Annotated in this window: 13 protein-coding genes; 3 read left to right on the top strand and 10 right to left on the bottom strand. The window is 46.2% G+C overall.

Annotated elements, in window-relative coordinates; genetic code table 11:
- Positions 1 to 160: 160 nt before the first annotated feature.
- Genes MSG36_RS01025 through dsrO form a run of 3 tightly spaced genes read right to left on the bottom strand, consistent with a single transcriptional unit; the run spans position 161 to position 5,234 of the window.
- Positions 161 to 3,253 carry a tetrathionate reductase subunit A gene (locus MSG36_RS01025; protein ID WP_248365835.1) on the bottom strand — a complete coding sequence of 1,031 codons (3,093 nt, stop codon included), beginning with the start codon at positions 3,251 to 3,253 and terminating at the stop codon, positions 161 to 163.
- Between the two features lie 14 nt (positions 3,254 to 3,267).
- Positions 3,268 to 4,401 carry an NrfD/PsrC family molybdoenzyme membrane anchor subunit gene (nrfD, locus tag MSG36_RS01020; RefSeq protein ID WP_248365834.1) on the bottom strand — a complete coding sequence of 378 codons (1,134 nt, stop codon included), beginning with the start codon at positions 4,399 to 4,401 and terminating at the stop codon, positions 3,268 to 3,270.
- The gene (dsrO, locus tag MSG36_RS01015; RefSeq protein WP_050643379.1) at positions 4,398 to 5,234 is read right to left on the bottom strand and encodes a sulfate reduction electron transfer complex DsrMKJOP subunit DsrO; all 837 of its coding nucleotides are present in this window, start codon (positions 5,232 to 5,234) and stop codon (positions 4,398 to 4,400) included. The genes nrfD and dsrO overlap by 4 nt, the downstream gene beginning before the upstream one ends.
- 221 nt (positions 5,235 to 5,455) lie before the next feature.
- Between dsrO and MSG36_RS01010 the strand changes: the two genes are divergently transcribed.
- The 3 genes from MSG36_RS01010 (at position 5,456) to MSG36_RS01000 (ending at position 9,459) form a co-directional block, all read left to right on the top strand.
- On the top strand, positions 5,456 to 7,327 hold the full coding sequence (locus MSG36_RS01010) for a sensor histidine kinase (RefSeq protein WP_248365833.1): 1,872 nt from the start codon (positions 5,456 to 5,458) through the stop codon (positions 7,325 to 7,327).
- Positions 7,328 to 7,338: 11 nt separating this feature from the next.
- The gene (locus MSG36_RS01005) at positions 7,339 to 7,941 is read left to right on the top strand and encodes a response regulator (protein WP_048609831.1); all 603 of its coding nucleotides are present in this window, start codon (positions 7,339 to 7,341) and stop codon (positions 7,939 to 7,941) included.
- A gap of 306 nt (positions 7,942 to 8,247) precedes the next feature.
- On the top strand, positions 8,248 to 9,459 hold the full coding sequence (locus tag MSG36_RS01000) for a tetratricopeptide repeat protein (protein WP_248366378.1): 1,212 nt from the start codon (positions 8,248 to 8,250) through the stop codon (positions 9,457 to 9,459).
- A gap of 130 nt (positions 9,460 to 9,589) precedes the next feature.
- Here MSG36_RS01000 and sstT read toward each other — a convergent pair whose 3' ends face one another.
- The 7 genes from sstT to malT all read right to left on the bottom strand — a co-directional run bounded on the left by sstT (position 9,590) and on the right by malT (position 18,758).
- The gene (gene sstT / locus MSG36_RS00995; RefSeq protein WP_048609829.1) at positions 9,590 to 10,804 is read right to left on the bottom strand and encodes a serine/threonine transporter SstT; all 1,215 of its coding nucleotides are present in this window, start codon (positions 10,802 to 10,804) and stop codon (positions 9,590 to 9,592) included.
- Positions 10,805 to 11,209: 405 nt separating this feature from the next.
- A complete protein-coding gene (gene rsgA, locus MSG36_RS00990) occupies positions 11,210 to 12,274 on the bottom strand; it encodes a ribosome small subunit-dependent GTPase A (protein WP_248365831.1) in 1,065 nt (354 codons plus the stop codon).
- 487 nt (positions 12,275 to 12,761) lie between these two features.
- A complete protein-coding gene (locus tag MSG36_RS00985) occupies positions 12,762 to 13,220 on the bottom strand; it encodes a copper chaperone PCu(A)C (protein WP_248365830.1) in 459 nt (152 codons plus the stop codon).
- Positions 13,221 to 13,304: 84 nt separating this feature from the next.
- Positions 13,305 to 13,901 carry an SCO family protein gene (locus MSG36_RS00980; RefSeq protein WP_048610564.1) on the bottom strand — a complete coding sequence of 199 codons (597 nt, stop codon included), beginning with the start codon at positions 13,899 to 13,901 and terminating at the stop codon, positions 13,305 to 13,307.
- The gene (locus tag MSG36_RS00975; protein ID WP_248365829.1) at positions 13,898 to 14,338 is read right to left on the bottom strand and encodes a hypothetical protein; all 441 of its coding nucleotides are present in this window, start codon (positions 14,336 to 14,338) and stop codon (positions 13,898 to 13,900) included. The genes MSG36_RS00980 and MSG36_RS00975 overlap by 4 nt, the downstream gene beginning before the upstream one ends.
- 203 nt (positions 14,339 to 14,541) lie before the next feature.
- Positions 14,542 to 15,462 (bottom strand): DUF368 domain-containing protein, encoded by a 921-nt coding sequence (locus MSG36_RS00970; protein ID WP_048610568.1) that lies wholly within the window; start codon positions 15,460 to 15,462, stop codon positions 14,542 to 14,544.
- Between the two features lie 587 nt (positions 15,463 to 16,049).
- The gene (gene malT / locus MSG36_RS00965) at positions 16,050 to 18,758 is read right to left on the bottom strand and encodes an HTH-type transcriptional regulator MalT (protein ID WP_050620425.1); all 2,709 of its coding nucleotides are present in this window, start codon (positions 18,756 to 18,758) and stop codon (positions 16,050 to 16,052) included.
- Positions 18,759 to 18,789: the final 31 nt, after the last annotated feature.

Here is an 18,789-nt window from a genome sequence, read left to right as displayed (position 1 = left end):
AGACGCTTGATGGGGCTAGGTGAGAAACTTGCAGGGAAGTGATGTGAAGAATTGATGCTTTGGCGTTGAATAGGTTAGAAAAAGAAGAGCAACCTCGAATGACGAAGTTGCTCTACTCTGCCCAGTCTTGATTTGACTGAAATAGGGGAGGTTTGAACGCCTAGACTTTGTAGATTTTAGCCGGAAGCGCTTGTCTTGCTGCTGCGCCCACAACCCAATCCAACATCACGCCTTTTCCTTCTCTGGTCGGGTCGATCAAGCCTATATCATTGATGTTAACGCCATCGTTCGACTTCATCTTCACTGGTTGTTGTGTGTCACCAATCCAGTGAGCACGTTCGCCGAGTTCTTTATGACCAAAGCCGTGTTCAAAGCCTAATGTGCCCGGCTTGATGCCATCGATCACCATTGCCAACGCATGTGTGGTTGAGCTCGGTGTTTCAATAGCAAACACGTCACCGGTTTTGATACCCGCAGAAGAAGCATCTTGCGGGTGGATGTAAACAGGGTTTACTCCTTTAATAGATTCCAAGCGTGGTGACAAATTAGAGACCGCACTGTGAATGTTGGACTTAAAGTTGGTTAGCGTAAATGGCCACTCTTTTGCTGGGAACTGCTCTGCCAAAGGTGTGCCGTCTGCCAGCTTTTGTGGATACCATGTCGGGCAACCCATGTACCGCTCACCACTGATGGTGTTGCGAGAAGTACCGAGCTTTTCATTCCAGATTGCCAGTGGTTTGGTCCATTTGTACTTCATGGTTTCATTGGTGTAGGCATTGGTGGCGTCTTCGAAACGACCGCCACGCGCAAAGATATACGCTACCTTGAGCATTTCTTCTGGCTTGAGCGTTTTGTTCATCACAGGCACTAGGCGTTCGAGACCAGACCAAACAATATCTTCCGCATCGACATTCGGCACGCCACCTTTTACGAACGCTAAGTTAGCAGCCGAGCGAAGGTAGAAGTCTTCAGCGCTATGAATACCGTGCCAGTTACCTTGATTGTCTTTGATTACGTTGTCGCCGAAGCCACCTAGGCCAAGCGTTTTCGCTAGATCAATAAAGAAGTTCTCTAGGTTGATGGCACGCCCGTCTTGAGTGCGTGAGGTTTTAGGCTCAACAATCGGCCAGCGAGCGGTGATCGCTTTAGTCGCGACGCCATGCCAAGGTGTTGCCATACCCCAGCTTTCGTAGGTCACCGTGTCTGGCACGAGGTAATCCGATAATGCTGTGGTCTCATTGATGAAGGCATCGATAGACACGATCAAACCAAGCTGTTTTGGATCCTTAAGCTTTTCACCCAGCAAGTTGTCTAAACCCGGAACACCATAAAGTGGGTTCGCCATGTGGTTGATCCATGCCTTTGCTCGGTAAGGGTAGCCATCAATCGCAGCTGATAGGTGCTCAGTTAAAAGCGGTGCTGAGATTGGGTACCACGGGGCGCGTGTCGGGTAAGGTGACTCGCCTGCGGCAACGCGACGCTTGTATTCGCTGGTTTTGTGATACGGGAACTTGCTGCGGGACAAGAACACACCTTGAGGCTTAGTCTTACCTTTAAACTTAGTAAAGTCGTAACGAGGACCAGCAACCGAAGTCGGGTAGCCGCCCGCTTTCGCCATCGCACCGCCTTTCGCGTTGATGTTACCGATCAGCGCGTTCAGCATCAGAATAGAGAACGAGTTGTAGAAGCCGTTGGTGTGCATGTTGCCACCGTGAGTATCCACGACTGCTTTTGTACCGTAGCTGGTAAAGCGTTTCGCTAGCGCAATAATCTGGTCTTGTGGGATTTCACACTGTTCGCTGTAGTAAGCAAGGTCATATTTGAAGGCTTCTTCTTTCAATCTTTGTAGAGAAGATTTAACGCGAACAGTCTGACCATCGATTTCTACATCTTGATCGACGAACAGAGCCGCTTCATTCACTTGAATATGTGACGACAATAGTGACGTTGTCACATTTAGTGCGATAAATCCGTCATCGTCAGACATCGGTTCGCCTGTTTCTAGTAACCCTATATCCGATGCACGAAGCATACGCCCATTTTGTGGGTGCGATTCGTCGCTGATCACTAGGTGAGATGCGTTACACCAGTGTGTGGTGCCTGCTTTCTTCATCGCTTGCGCACTTGGGCGAGACAAGAAATCGTGATTGTAGCGCTGGTTTTCGATGATCCACTGGATCATACCCAGAACTAATGCTGAGTCAGTGCCCGGCTTGATCGGCAGCCAGTTGTTGCGATCGCCCGCCGCAAGGCTTGACGATCCTGCTGGAAGGCTTGGTGTCACTATGGTGTAGCTCAGCTTTCCATTGGTACGAGCCTCAGCCAGCTGTCTTGCTTGACGCTTAAACGGGTTACCCGCTTGAGCCGGAGACATACCGATGAAAAGAATGAACTCTGCGTTGTTAAAGTCAGGCTTTAAGTGCGAGAACTTGTCTAGATCGTTCATGATCGCGCCTGAACCTGCACGGAATGCGTAACCACAGTAAGATCCATGATGACCAAAGTTGCGTGTGCCGTAGCTGTTAAACGCAAAGCGCTTCAAGATGTCGTCACGGCCTTCATTTCCGGCATTAGTCACCAATAACTGGTTCGCTTTTGGACCGTATTCAGGGTTGTTTGGATCAAGTGGTGTTTCGATGTCGCGAATCGATCGTAAGCCTTCAACTTCGCCTTCTCCGAACAAGTCACCACCTTCGGTGACCTCAGAGATAAGTTGCTCGTAGCTGATCGGTTCCCACTTACCTTCACCACGTTTACCAACACGTTTTAACGGTTGAGTGATTCGGTATGGGCTGTTTTGAATCTCTAACATGCCGTTGCCACGGGCGCAGGCTGTCGAACGGTTATTGATGCCTGATTCACCAGACAAGCCAATGTAGGCGTCTTTTACTGGTGTTTTGAACGGGATTTGCTGATAACTTGATAGCGGGTGGTACGGGTTGCCCGAGATACGTAAGATCTCGTCATTGCGATTATCGATTCGTACACGCAAGCCACACAGTGTCCAGCAACCAAAACACATTGAAGGTGCCACGCGTTGGTTTGGATTTGGCGAGATCTTACCTTGCTCATCGACACTGTATTCCGTCTCTAACGAATTACCGTGATGGATGTGATTGGTTTTCTTACCTGCGGTGCCATCGATAGCACCGTGAACCATGTGCTTTGTGGTTGTCGCATAACCTGCAGCAAAAGCTCCAACACCACCGGCAGCAAGGCCTGTTTTCAAAAATTGACGACGTTTGTTATCCATGATGATTCCTCAGACTACAAGCTATGTGAGCGGTTAAGTGGTGACGATGATGTATTTTGGTTTGGCTTCAATATTGTCTTAGGTGTAGATCGAGTTGACACGATCTCAGAGGCGAACAACGCAAGTGCTAGCCAAAGGCCACACATACCAACAATGCCGAGTAATCCTGCGCTACCCATTGGCAGTTCATAAGGGAATGCACCCACATCAAAACGGGGAATGGTTTGAACTTCCATCATGGTGACCCAACGTACCGCCCATGCTGAAACGATGGTCGCAAGCGCAACACAGATAATTCCTAGCTTACTTTGCGATAGGCGTTGCAGTGGCAGCACTAAGATCATGCACAGCAAAATGCTGGTGGTCATGATGCCTAGGTTTATACCCCAAGCGTCGTTCTCATACAGATTGAAGTGACCATGGTTAGATGCCCAAATCGACGTAAGAATGATGGCAAGGCCACCCGTTAAGGTAATGGTTCTTTGTACTAGAGCGAGATCTGTTGGTTTTAAGCTTGGCTTACTTGAAGGTAGTAGAGCCCAAATCAATAGGGTTAAGCCCGTTGCAGCAAAGAATGCGGTCGTAAACCAAAGTAGCGGAGAAGCCGGTTGATGCCAAAGCGGTCGGCTCGCCAAAATCGCAATCTCTGCACCTGTATAAAGCGCGATGCTTAGACCTGATAACGCAGTTGCAGCGGCTAATGCAATCATCATTTTTGTCGATACCTGCCATTGCCCCAGTGTTAGCCAAGACAAGCGCTTTAAAAGCGGGTTTTCACTCTCTTTGAGCTGTGCGATGTCATCACGCAGGTAAACCCAAGCAGTCGCAACAGCCAGACCAGAAAACAAAGGTAGAAACAGAGAGCCTAACGACATCCATGACCAAGGCGTAATGTGAGCATAGAAGTGCCACGCACGTCCGGGTTGGTGCAAATCACCGGTTAATGCTAATGGCCCAACAATCGCGCCAATGGACATCACAAGCACAAGCGCTGAACGGAATTGGTGGCTGGTTGAGTTCTTGAATATCAGTGCAATCAAAAACAGAATAGCGGCCGCGTAAGCCGAACCAATGTAGAAGAAATATTGAACCGCCCACGGTAGCCAAGCGATCTCTTGAGCGGGAACTAACACCTCAGTGATATTCATGCTGTCTCTCCTTGTTTGCCTTGTGTCGCGATTGCCAATTCTTGTTTGCTAGAGGATGAGTTATCGATGGCGGCTGGATCATAAATCGCAGGCTGACCTTCGATATGGCTAACGAAACGCTCGTTCATGCCGATATAGAAAACATGTGGGTTGGTATTTTGCTCTGGCTTAAGCACCTTGATGTCGTCTTGGTTTTCATTAAGCAGGCGGTTGATCTCGCTGTTTGGGTCTTTGAGGTCGCCAATGACACGCGCACCACCAACACAGGTTTCGACACAAGCGGGCAACAAGCCATCTTCAAGGCGGTGTGCACAGAAGGTACATTTGTCTGCGGTAAGGGTGTCGTTATTGATGAAGCGAGCGTCGTAAGGACAGGCTTGAACACAGTAAGCACAAGCTACGCAACGTTCGTTGTCGACCATTACAATGCCGTCTTCACGTTGGAAGGTCGCTTGAACAGGACATACCTTGATGCAGGGAGCATCGTCGCAGTGGTTACACAGACGAGGCAACATGAATGACTTCACCTCTTGTTGAGCCGTCGAACCATCATCAAGGGAGACTTCATACTGTTTTACGGTGGTTCTGAACTGGCCAATTGGCGCTTGGTTTTCAACGCTACAGCCAACGGTGCACGCCTGACAGCCAACGCATTTACGTAAGTCAACCGCCATGGCGTAGCGTTTACCTACTTCGCCTTTGCGGTCAGGTTGGTTGTTATTGCGGATGGCTGTGCTTGCGACTGCGGTGTTGATTCCGGTGATGGGAATGAGCGCAGCACCAGCGGAAACCTTGCCGAATTGGCTGAGAAACCGTCTTTTCAATGAGTCCATGTTGGTACCTATAAATGGCTATTCTATCTGTTGGGCTCATTGTCAGATTTTGGGCGTACGCGGGGTATTGTGGATTTCCACATACCCAGATCAAAGTTGATCTAGAACAAATGTGGTTTTACCAATCTAGCTGTTATGCTTTGTATAAAGGCTCTATTTAACGTGTCGTCAATGCGTTATTCGAGTGTGGACATGCCGTCAGTGTGGAGAAAGAGATTTTAGTGACAGTCCGAAACCTAATATCAATCGTTAGCCTTTGTTGGTTGAGCTTAACCGCAGGAATCTGTTTAGCCGCTCAAACGGAGCAAGAGATTACAACGACAAGCACTGTTGAGTCGGAGCAGGTTATTGAGGTCGGTGTGCTGGCTATCCGAGGCAAGCTTTCTGCGCAGCAGCGTTGGCAGCCGACGATGGATTGGTTGTCGGAGCGCATTCCCGGCAAACACTTTGTTCTCAAGCCTTTCAATTTAGAAGAGATGGCTGACGCGGTAAAAGGTGTTGAGGTCGACTTTGTCATCACCAACCCGGGTCAGGCGGTTCGATTAGGTCGTCAATATGACCTCTCTTGGATGGCGACCATGACCAGCCATAACTTCGAAGATCGAAGCATCAGCAATACCCGAAGTATTGGTTCTGCCTTGGTGGTGAGAAGAATGTCACCTTATATCTCTCTAGAACAATTGAGCGGTAAGCCGATTGCGGCAGTATCTGAAAATGCATTTGGCGGCTATCTAACAATGCGTTATCAAGTGATGCAACAAGGGCTTAATCCCAACCACTTTTTCTCTAACACCCAATTTTTAGGTTTCCCGATCGACGCCAGTTTGTATCAACTGCGTGAAGGGCACATTGAAGCGGCTGTTGTACCTAGTTGTTTAGTTGAGAACATGATCAGTGAAGGTTTGCTGGTGGCGGGGCAATATCGAATTATCGAGAATCAAGCGCCAGAAGGATTCAGATGCCAAGTGTCTACGCCGTTGTACCCCAACTGGTCGTTCGCCAAAACAGAGCGGGCTTCTTCGGCACTGGCCAAACAGATGAGTCAGGTATTATTTGCGATGCCTAAGGGCAGTGCACCGGCGATTGCAGCGAATGCATCGGGTTGGACGTCACCGACAAGTTTGCTCTCGATAGACAAGCTTTATCAACAACTCGACATGCACCCACTGCAACAACCTTGGTGGAAAGAAGCGTTAATCTGGCTCAAGTACAATCAGCAGTGGGCATGGGCGTTCTTTATTCTGGTGGTGCTATTGAATGCTTACCACTTTTGGTTGGAATACAAATTCAGCCGCAGCAAAAAACAGTTAGAAGCCACGTTGCACAAGCTGAAAAGCAAGAGTGAACAGCTAGAACATTCACAGCGCATAGCTGTGGTTGGTGAACTTGGAAGCAGCTTAGCACACGAGATCAATCAGCCTTTGGCGGCGATTCGTAACTATAGCGAAGGTGGTTTACTGCGGATTTCGAAGAACAAACCGCTGACAGATATAGAGCCTGTATTTGAGAAGATTCAGTCGCAAGTGGACCGTGCAGATGCAATCATCCAGCGCTTGAGAAACATGATCAAAAAACGCTCATCAGAGAAGTCTCAGACCGATATCGAGCAGCTGCTTACAGACACCATTGAGTTACTGCAATTCCGATTACACAAGCACAAGATAACCATTGAACGCTATGCCGTAGGTAAGCCTATCAAACTAAATGTTGACTCTGTGGGTTTGCAACAGGTGATTGTAAACCTGATCAACAATGCAACGGACGCGTGTAATGCACAACAGCATCGCGAACAAAGCGCTGCGTCTGATATTGATAACAAAAATAGTGAGCCGGCGACAATTAAAGTGATTACCGAGTATCAACCGGATAAAATAATGTTGTCGATTATCGATAACGGAACGGGCTTAGATTTCACTGAGCAAGAAGTGACTCAAGCCTTTGTGAGCAGCAAAGAAAACGGCTTGGGGTTAGGGCTCGCGATTTGCCAAGATGTTATTGAAGATCACAGTGGTCAAATGACGATCACGTCACTTACCCCACATGGATGTCATGTTGCGGTGACACTGCCTTTCTCTCTTTCAAATGATTCATAAGGAATCTTGTTATGTCTGAACTTCATCAAAGGCTTCCTGTCTATGTGGTTGATGACGATGAGTCGATGCGCGACTCGTTGGTGTTCTTATTAGAAGAGCATGATTTCACTGTGTCAGCTTTTGAAGATGGCCCGAGTTTTTTGGACTCAGTGGATTTGAGTGCGCCGGGTTGTGTGGTACTAGACAGCCGAATGCCAGAGATGAGAGGGCAGCAAGTTCATGAGTTGATGGTGAAAGCGCAGAGCCCACTGTCGGTGATTTACCTGACGGGGCACGGTGATGTGCCAATGGCGGTTGAAGCCTTACAAGCTGGCGCGGTGAATTTCTTTCAAAAGCCAGTTAAAGGTAATGAGTTAGCTGAGGCGATCAAGCAAGGTTTGGACGCTTCTGAAAAGCACTTACACATGAACGTGTATCGCCAAGCGTACGCATCATTAACCGAGCGTGAGATAGACATCCTCAAACAAATTATCGACGGTAAGCGTAACCAGAAAATAGCCGATGAATTGTGCATCGCAATGAGAACCGTGGAAGTGCACCGAGCGAGCTTGATGAAGAAGTTTTCTGCGAAAACGGTCGCTGAGTTAGCATACATTTATGGGCAGCTTACCTAACCATAAATGTAAGAGATTGAGAGTGGAAAATCATTCCCTTTACTACTGATTTTCTAATGAGTGGTGGTCTTCATAAGTCATCGATATTGAAGCAAGATCACATCATTTATGGCGTGCATACGGATAGGTCTAAGTAGACTTTTTATCGTTATGTATTCCTGAGATACTGAACTGAGTTCATTTTAGGGCGGAACGTTTTAATAACGGCGCTTTTCCCTTTAATTCGAAACATTCACTATAGGTTGATAACTCCTCGACACCGAGGCTGGTATCAACCGAGTTAGGTTAAAATATTTTATGAGTACAATGGGAATCGCAATTGGTGCGACGGCTCTTTCGTTAATACTTGTCGCCGTGTGGCTGCTCTCTTTATCGCTAAGAAAGCAGCGCTTGGAACAAGAACGTAAGGCTCGTGCTGTCGCTTACCGAAAAGCGATTGAAAAAGCGCGCATACAAGAGCAAAAAGAGCGTCACTTCAAAGCCGAAACCGGCCATGTACCGTCGATTCTGTATTTGGCAAAAGAAGCGGAACGTAACAATATTAAGGAAGCTCTGTATTGGTACGACAAAGCGGCGCAACTCGATAATGTCAATGGTATGTACGGCATTGTACGCCTAAGCATGAAGCGTAAAGAAGACCTCATTTTAAGAGAGAAAGCCAACTTTTGGCAGTTAGCAATCTCTGCTTTAGACAATGACGTATCGGCGAAATTCGAGATGGGCAAAGCGCTCGTCTTTGGTCGTGGAACCGATAAGAACATCCCTAAGGGTTATACCTATATTGAAGAGTCTGCGGCTGGTGGCAATACCGAAGCGATGCTGTTTATCGGTGACTGGTGTCTCGATAAAGAAAACCCAGACTACTCAGCTGAGAGTTCTGTCGAGTGGTACCAAAAGGCCGCTGAAAAAAACAACCTAGACGGCAAGATCAAACTCGGTATGAGTTACTTGAACGGTGTGGGTGTTGAGCCTAACCATGGTGAGGCTGTTTACTGGTTTGAGACGGCTGCAGAAAAGAACAGTGCAGAAGCGATGTTTAGAGCAGGCGAAGCTTGGATCGACCATGGTGAACACGGCAACGCCATCGCTTATATCTGGTTATTCCTATCAGCTCATTTTGGTTATTCAGAAGCCAAACATTTGAGAGATAAAGTAGGCGGGGAGCTTGGTGTGGATGCAGTCGTGGGCTTACAGGCTCTGACTAAGCCGATAATGACTAAGCTGACCCAAGAAGCAATCACTAAGCACTCAATCATTAAAGCGCTCAACAAGCTCTACAAACGCAATATACCGATTCCGAAGAAAGTAAAAGAAGTGCTCGATGAAGAAGGTAATGAGTTGAATGTAGATGCGAGCCACATAGCGACTCAAGCGCCGAGTGCTCAAGATACGAATGTTGATTACAGCCAACAGGTGAATACCGAGCAAGCATCAACAGAGAGACAAGCGACACTAAATAGTGATCCTCTAGATTTCAGTCAGTCTGCTGTTGAGTCTAACTGGAACAGAAACCAGTAAATTGCACTCATTGGTTGTGTACGGTTGATAGGTCGTTTTAGCTCTAATCGAGACACTCAAGACAACAAAAAGGGAAGCTGATGCTTCCCTTTTTATTTATGTGCTATTTGCTTTTAGAGCTTAGAGCTTATTAAGCTTTGTTTTGCTCAGCTTTACATACAGCCGCCGTGAACACGACGTCTGTTGAGCTGTTAAGCGCTGTTTCAGCTGAATCTTGAATCACACCGATAATGAAACCAACCGCTACAACCTGCATCGCTACATCGTTAGAAATACCGAATAGGCCACATGCTAGTGGGATAAGCAGTAGTGAACCGCCAGCAACACCCGATGCGCCACATGCTGAAATTGCAGCAACAAGGCTTAGTAGAATCGCAGTGAAGATATCAATCTCAATACCCATTGTGTGCACAGCAGCAAGTGTTAACACTGTGATAGTGATTGCAGCACCCGCCATGTTGATCGTTGCACCTAGTGGGATAGATACAGAGTAAGTATCTTCGTCTAGGTTTAGCTTCTTACAAAGGTTCATGTTCACTGGGATGTTTGCAGCACTTGAACGAGTGAAGAATGCCGTTACACCAGATTCACGAATACATTGCAGAACAAGTGGGTATGGGTTCTGTTTTGTTTTTGCAAATACAAGCAGTGGGTTAACCACAAGTGCAATGATCAGCATTGAGCTTAGTAGAACCGCTAGCAGTTGACCGTAGCTTGCTAGTGCATCGAAGCCCGTTGTTGCGAATGTTGTCGAAACAAGACCGAAGATACCAAATGGCGCAAGACGGATAATAAAGCGAACAATGTGTGAAACACTGTGGCTAAGGTCTTCGAAAACCGCTTTGGTTGTTGCAGATGCGTGGTGCAGTGCAAGACCAAGACCGATTGCCCAAGCAAGAATACCGATGTAGTTCGCATTCATTAGCGCGCTAACCGGGTTATCTACAAGCTTGAATAGAAGGGTATGAAGAACTTCCGCGATACCTTGAGGAGGGTTAGCACCTTCAGCGCCAGCAACCAGTGTCAAAGTGGTTGGGAACATGAAGCTCAGTACTACAGCAGTCAGTGCAGCAGAGAACGTACCAATCAGGTAAAGCACAATGATCGGACGCATATGAGTATGCTGACCTTTCTTTTGGTTTGCGATAGAAGCTGCAACAAGAATGAATACTAAAATTGGGGCAACAGCTTTCAGAGCACCAACAAACAGGCTACCTAGTAGGCCTGCATCTTGAGCAGCTGAAGGAGAAACCATGGCGAGAACGACACCGAAAACAATACCAGCAAGGATCTGTAGAACGAGATTTCCACGAGCGATGCGGGCGAGCATGTTGTGATTTTGCATAAAATACCTGCAATTGTTAATTTATTATAGTGATGTATCTTTTTATAAAGTTGTACCAAATCCGACTATACACTAGTGGAATGGGCGGTCATATTAGCGGGATCTAAGAGGGTGTCTAGGAATAGTTTACTTTTAGGGTGATTGTTTGCGCTACGTGGTGTTTTTAGAGCTAAATGTTAAATTAATGTGTTTTGATTGAGCTATAAATCTACAAAATGACATTTAATAGACTCAATATACTGTAAGTTTGGAAATGTAAACGGCTATTGGTAAGAACATTGTGTGCATAAATAGTCATACTAAGACCAAATTGAAACAAAAAGCCCCACGTGTTTAACACTATGGGGCTAAGCTTGTCTCAAATATAACTTATAGTCGTTAACTTATAGTCGTTAACTTAAAGGTTTAGTTAGAAGCTTTTTTAAGATTTCGACTTTCCGATTGAACGGTTTTGTACATCTTCGAAAGCTGCTTACTGTTAGCACGTTGCTCTGCCAATGAGGCTCCATTTCTGGCTTGCTCCCGCAATAGCTTTTGATAGTTATTAAATCGTCTTTCAGACAACTCACCACTCTCAATGGCTTTGCGTATTTTGCATCCAGGCTCTGATTCATGATGGCAATCAGAGAAACGACAGTGCATAGCTAACTCTTCGACATCAGAAAAGGTTTCGCTTACCCCTTCGGCGCAGTCTGCAAGTTGCAACTCTCGCATTCCTGGCGTATCAAGCAGTAAGCCGCCCGATGTCAGTAAATGCATTGAGCGTGACGTCGTTGTGTGTCGGCCTTTGCTGTCGTCTTCACGAATGCCACCCGTGGCTTGCTGAGTCTCCCCAAGCAGTGAGTTGACCAGTGTAGATTTCCCAACACCAGACGACCCCATCAAAGCCACCGTTTTTCCCGTTTTACACCAAGGTGCTAATACTTGAGTAGAGTCTTGGTCTAGGCTATTAACGGCTTCGATCATCAGCATCGGATCTAAGCTTTGCACTTGCTGTACTTTGTCTTGGTAGTCGTCACACAAGTCTTTCTTGGTCAGTACGATAACGGCTTCAACTTGCGCTTCATTAGCGAGAGCGAGATAACGCTCGATGCGGCTTAGGTTAAAGTCGTTATTTAACGAAACCACGATAAAAACCGTGTCGATATTGGCTGAAATATATTGTTCAGCTACGCGACTGCCTGCTGCTTTACGGCGGAAGAGCGATTGACGGTCTAGTAAACGGTCGAATTGCAGATCAGAGTTCAAAATCACCCAGTCGCCAACGGTCATTGCCGGTTGGTTTTGGTGGATGGGTAGAACAATTTCACCTTGCTCTGACGCTAAGGTATAGCCACTACGATGATGTGCGACGATACGAGCAATGACGGAATGGTCATAGTCTTCGAGTGTCAGTTGTTGTTGGAATACAGGTTGCCATCCAAGTTGTTGAAGTGACATTGGATGAGAAAATGCAGTTTGTGAATTCATGTCTATTTACCCAGACGTGCGAGCTTTCTTTTCTTGTGAGAGGATTAAAGTCTTATGAGAGCATTAACCTCTTGTTAAGACCCCAGATTGTTGATGAGATCGAAAAGCGTTAGTCAGATCAAAAAGCGTCGAGACGTCAAAAATGTTTGAGCTTGGGTCGAATTCAAAATAGATAGGACCCCGGATTGAGTCATGCTTTACAGGCATGCAGATATTGATCACTTACGATCAACAGTAAACCGGGTAAAAGTGTGCGGTCGTCAAAGAGTGACGATAAGTTGGTAGATCGGTGTTTAAGTTTGATTAACCAAACAAATTAACGCGTTACTTTTACTGCCAGTTTTAGTGTGTTCATTACAATCATCTTCTATTCTCCTTGGTTTATTAATGTGTCAGGCTTTGAATAAAAAGCGAGCTCAGTTTAACAAAAAGCCACGATGGCGAGAAGTCATCGTGGCTTAAATTATTTTATCAATTGTGAATACGATTAATGATGGTCGTGGTTCATCTTTTTCATGCCACTCATTACTTTCTTCACTGGTGCGTCGAAGGTCTGCGTTTCACCGTTGGCGAAGGTCAGCGTCATCTCAATTTGCTGACCTTCTTTTAGGCTACTTTTTAGGTCGAATAACATGATGTGTAGGCTACCTGGTTTTAGTACCGCTTCACCATTCGCTGGGATTGTGATCTCTTGAACTTGGCGCATCTTCATTACGTCGCCGTCAACGATAACATCATGAAGCTCTACCTTTCCTGCTGCTGGCGTTGTCGCAGAAACAATAGCGCGATCTTTATCGCTGTGGTTCATCAGAGTCGTGAATACCGCGCTGTTCACTGCTGAAGGCGGTGTTGCACGAGCGTACGCGTCATGAACCATAATGTCGCTTTTGGCGTGAGCAAGAGGAGTGAGCAATAAGCCTGCTAGAGCAAGTGCTTTTAACTTCATGTTGTTGTCCTTAATTTTTATGTTTTGGTCTGGGACCTGACTTTTTTATTCGAACTTTATTGGTTAAGTTCTTTATTGTTACTTTTACTGCGTCAATTGGTTGATGGCCTCAACAATCGGCGCTGGCGTTAACGTATGCGGCACTTTAGTAATCAAGGTGCCGTCGGGCTTTAAAAAATAAAAATATGAGCTGTGGTCAAGGGTGTATTCCAACTCTGAGCCTTCCAGCTCGGTCTTTCTGAAAATAACACCGTAGTTATGTGCAAGCGTGGTTGTCACATCTAACGGACCACTTAACCCTTCCATCATTGGGTGGAAGTATTGTGCGTATTCGTATGAGGCTTCAGCTGCATCACGCTCAGGATCGAGAGAGACAAACATCGGGCGAATCTTGGCTTTTGCTTCATCAGAAACTTGGTTAAGTGCACCGGCTAACATTGCTAGAGAAGTGGGGCACACATCTGGACAGCGAGTGAAACCAAAGTAAACGATACGAATTCTGTCATCAGTTTGGTCAAAGATTTCCGTTGGCTGGTTGTCTTTACCGAAAAGGGTTGTTGCAGAGAATTCTTTCTTTGCAGCGTGTTGCTCTTGAGCTTCGTTTTGCCCATCAAGGTAGCTTTTGACACCAAAGCCAAGTACAAACGCTACCACTAATGCTAACGACCAATTCTTACTCATCTTGCCATCCTTATTGCAGGGTTTACGGTTTCAACACCATCGGTGAGTTCGCCAAGCCAAGTCATTTTATCCATGGTGCACACAGGTAAAATCACGTCACCTTCATAGGTATTGTCGCCAATATTCTTTAATTGAAAACGTGCCGAGCCCATTTCCATCTCTAAGCCAGTAAGTGACAGCATTAATGTGTCAGAGGCTGCGCCTTCCCAAACTACTTTGATTTTACTTGGAACGAGTGGCTGTGCCGTCTCACTATCGAGTGTCATCGCAACGGTATTTTGCTCACATGATGTGGTTGAAAGCATGCAGTAATCATCTAAGTTGACGTCGGCAGTTGAGTGCTCCATTGCTGATTTAAACTGCTGAATTGCTTGCGGCCCATAAAAGCCTGCCACGAGAGCGATCCCAACAGCAGCAACCTTTAATGCAGAGTGCATGTCGTGTTCTCATCTAATTTTATAAGAGCGGCGATGTTATCATACCCCTCAATACGTGCTTGTATCAAAAAGCAATTTTGTGCGTATGGTAGAACTAAAAAAGCGAAGCCATTGGCTTCGCTTTTGTCTGTTTATTAGATATGTGAGCTTAGTATTTCTAGGTTCTATCCGTTCTGAACATGTTCCAGAAGTACGCTGAATGATTAGTCAGCGTTACGCTCTGCAAACTTCTCTAGTCCTAGAACTAAGGCTATCGCAACAAACATCATCACAATCGCCATGACCAGTTGAGAAGGCTGAGAGGTTACGGCTTCAAAATCAAATGGTGATAGGTTTTCTTGAATCAGAGGAACTTGTTCACCTTTTGAGTTTGTGCGCCAGCTGATGGTCTCTTTCCACGGCCAGATCTTAGGTAGCGTACCGATCATCAAACCGGTTAAGAATACCAATGTGAAATCGCGGAATGAGCGCAGTAACCAAGAGAGTACGTGCGAGAAAGTCAGTAGGCCGATCACACAGCCACTAAGGAATAGCGCAAGCACATCGATTTGGAACTCTTTAACTGCACCAAGAACTGGGCCATACATACCAATCAATAGCAGAATGAAGCTACCCGAGATACCCGGCAAAATCATCGCACAGATAGCAATCGCACCCGCTATGAGAACATTGATGCTGGTCGGTTCCATTTGCAGCGGCTTAAGTACGGTAATGCTATACGCGAAAGCAACGCCAAGCAGTAAAAACACGAAGCGAATCATATCGCGCTTTTCTACTTGCTTAAGAATATGGAAAACCGACACCAAGATCAGGCCGAAGAAGAAAGACCACAGTGGAACAGGGTGGGTGACCAATAACCAAGAAATCAGTTTTGCAAATGTCGCAATGCTCGTGAATACGCCTGCGAACAGTGAAATTAGGAAGAAACCATTGATGTGATTAAACGCGGCTTTGAAGCCTTCGCGTTTCCATAAGCCAAGTACGCTAGGGTTAATTCTGCGAATGCTTTCTAGCAGCGTATCGTAGATACCAGTGATGAATGCGATGGTTCCGCCCGACACACCAGGAACAACGTCTGCTGCGCCCATTGCCATGCCTTTGAAAAAAGTACTTAAGTAGTTCATTGCTTCATAGAGTTGAGGATGATTTTGTGCAGTATACAAACTTTAGTGTAAAAAAAGTATGAATATGCTTTTGGGGAAGGGCTTTTATTACTCTATTAATTGTAAGGCAATAAGTTGAACTGAATATTTGCCTAACATTTAGATAACAACCACTTAGTGATTTGTCATTAACAGCAGCGATGAAACTGATCTCTTATCGATATTGCATCTTGGTTGCATTATGCAAATGCACTTTGCAATTCGCATGATAAATTCATGGTTTTTATGCGATGCAGGGCTTATAAAACGTCGAATAAAAGTTGGCACGCTAACTGCATTATATTCATTGACCCTTCTTAAGCCGAGGGTCACCTAGCCAACTGACGTTGTTAGTGAACTTATGATTTGTTCACAAATATATAGAGCCAATCGCGATTATTGCGGTTGGCTATTTTTTTGCCTGTCGTTTGGTAAGTTGCTATTTTCCCATGTTCCAAGCAAAAAAAAGCTAGCCACCATTGGCGACTAGCTTCAACTTTTCTCGAATCTCGAATCTCGAATCTCGAATCTCGAATCTCGAATCTCGAATCTCGAATCTCGAACCCGCTTTAGTATCCCATCAACTGCAGCAAGTTCTCCGCAGTGCTGATTGCTTCTTTACGGTTAGCAATGTTGAGCTTTTGGTAAAGATTGCGGATGTGAGTCTTGATCGTGGTACCCGCTACATCTAGTTCTTGAGCGATCTGCTCATTGCTGAATCCTGAATAGATCAGACCAAGCACTTGCCATTCACGCTGGGTGAGTGGGCTAGTACGCACCAGCTCAGGAATATTCGGGTGATTAACCAAGTTCTCAACAAAGTCTTCATCGAAATGCACCGAACGACTGCGTTGCGTAGTTGAGATATCCTTCATGATTTGTTGCGCGCGGTGACGTTCTAAATCACCTAAGCCAGGCTTGTTGCTCAACTTATCTAGGATATGCCCGATAGTCCCACCGTCGACTAAGAAGTTACCAACCATACCGGTTTGGTTAGTCATATGAAGCGCTTCTTCAAGCAGTACTCGTGCGCTGTCTTCATCGTTAATTTGTGTGCGTAACACGGCTTCAACGATCAAGTTGCGGTTGGTGTCGGTAATCAGGTGCGAACGCTGGGCTTCACTCTTAAGGAAAGTCAGCGCTTCTTCAGCTTCTTCGTATTGCTCAAGGATGATGTGAGCACGAACGATGTTTCGCCACTGAAGTTGGCAGAAGTGGTTACTTGCCGATTCAGGTCGAACAGCCACACTCAGCCAATCACGTATCGCTTCTTTATCGCCTTTTACTTGCCAGAAAAGAATCAAAGAAAGAGAAGCATTTGCGGTCCAATCTACGTGGTAAGTCGATTGACGCAATAAGTGCTGAATCTGGTCGATAAATTTCGACGCTTTATCAATCTCGCCGCGGCTCAATGAAATACGAGCCAACATAGAATAGCTGTGCAGGTGTTTACTCGGAGAGTGGTGGCCAAGGATATCTAATCCTTTGTAGCAACACTCTTCCGCTTCATCTAGTCGGTTCCAACACCAGAAGATCTGAGCGCGAACACGCAGCAAGAATTCGTGCAGAGGTACGTATTGCAGCTGATGTTCTTCAATCAATTTGAATGCACTGTCTTGTAGCTCAAATGCAGCTTGAACATAACCTTGAGCAATCAAGATTTCGCTTTGTTGCAGAATCGCCCACAGAGCCTGATGGTAAACCTGATACTGACGTGCCAGTTTTTCTGTCTGTTGCATCATTGGTAGCGCACGGCTTAGGTTACCCATTACGTGATTCACTTCGCCCACAACCGAGGTTGCGACAATGCGGCTGCGATAAACTGTGGTGTTCAATTGGCTCAACGAAAGCTCAGCCAATTCCAATGCTTTCTCAGGCTCATTGCTGTTGATGGCAACTTGTGCGCGTAAGGCGTTGTATTGGCCTTGCTGCTGAGTATCGAGTTCAATGTTTCGAGCTTGATATTGAGTCTCAGCCTCTTCCAACAAAGTACCCACTTGATCATAACGGTGCTGACTTTGTGCCAACCACGCGCGTAGCATCGAAAGCTTTGGCTCGCTGTAGAGTTGATCGGTAGTCAGTTGCTTGATCGCCATCTCTAGTGACGACAGCTCACCTTGGTTGAACATCGGCCAACCGTGTTCAGTCAGGATTTGAATGATCAGTTCTGGATCTTCAGCGCGCTGTGCGTGACGTAGTGCTTGGTGTGGTGTGTTTTGCTTGATCCACGCTTTTGCAGCACTTCGATGCAGTTCTGCTTCTTGCTGAGGAATTCGAGCTTGACGCTCATGTGCGAGGAACTCACCAAACAAGTTATGGAAGCGATACCAGTTCTTTTCACCTTCAAGCGGGTAGATGAACAAACCAAAACGGTTGAGTGATTCGATCATACCTAACGCATCTTCACGCTGTGTAAGCGCACACACAAGTTCATCGTTGAAGTGATCAAGCACAGAACATTGCATCAAGAACTGTCGGGTTTCTTTGTCTAGCAGGTCGAATACTTCTTCAACCAAGTAGTCCCAAAGATGGGCGTGGTTAAAGTGAGAGAATGACTCTGCGGACTGTGCAAGAGTGCGTTTTTGGTGTTGTGCTTGCAGCGCGATAAGTTGCAGCGCAGAAGGCCAACCTTCTACATAACTACAAATACTGTCTGCCGTGGTGTCATCAATGCCGTCGGCTACGCGTTGGTTGAAAAAGCGTGTGGTTTCTTCGGTATCAAACGCCAACGAGTCATTACCTAATTCGATCATTAAGTCACGAACGCGCAGGTTTGCTGTACCAAGTGGTGGCGTACCACGACTGGTGACAACCAATGTTAGGTTGTCGGGCATGTGTTTGAGGAAGAAGCGCATGGCTTCGTGGATGTCGTCATTGTTGACCAAGTGATAGTCATCCAACACCAGAAAGCACTCGTGATGGAATTCCGACATCTCGGCAAATACTTCACTTAATAAAGAATGCAGCGATGAAAACTGTCGCTTTTCTGCCAGTTTTTGGGCATTCGGACAGGCATTTTGAGTCGCTTTATTAAGTGATTGAAGTAGGTAGTTGATAAAGCGGAAGGCATCATTGTCACTATCATCAATGCTGTACCAACCCACATTAGGTTTATCTACCAACCATTGTGCAGCCATGGTGGTTTTGCCGTAGCCCGCTGGAGAGCGGAACAACACAAGCTTATAGCAATCTGCATTGTGAAGCAGATCGAGAACCCTAGGTCGTAGGATTGCATTATGTAAGCGGCCGGGACGAGTCAGTTTCGAAGGGATCCACATATCGAAGTTTTACACCTATTCCGTGGCTATG

Source organism: Vibrio sp. 1CM8B (genome assembly GCF_023161685.1).
GTDB lineage: Bacteria > Pseudomonadota > Gammaproteobacteria > Enterobacterales > Vibrionaceae > Vibrio > Vibrio coralliirubri.
The sequence above is the reverse complement of the archived record's forward strand: the minus strand, read 5'-3'. Positions and strand labels throughout refer to the sequence as shown.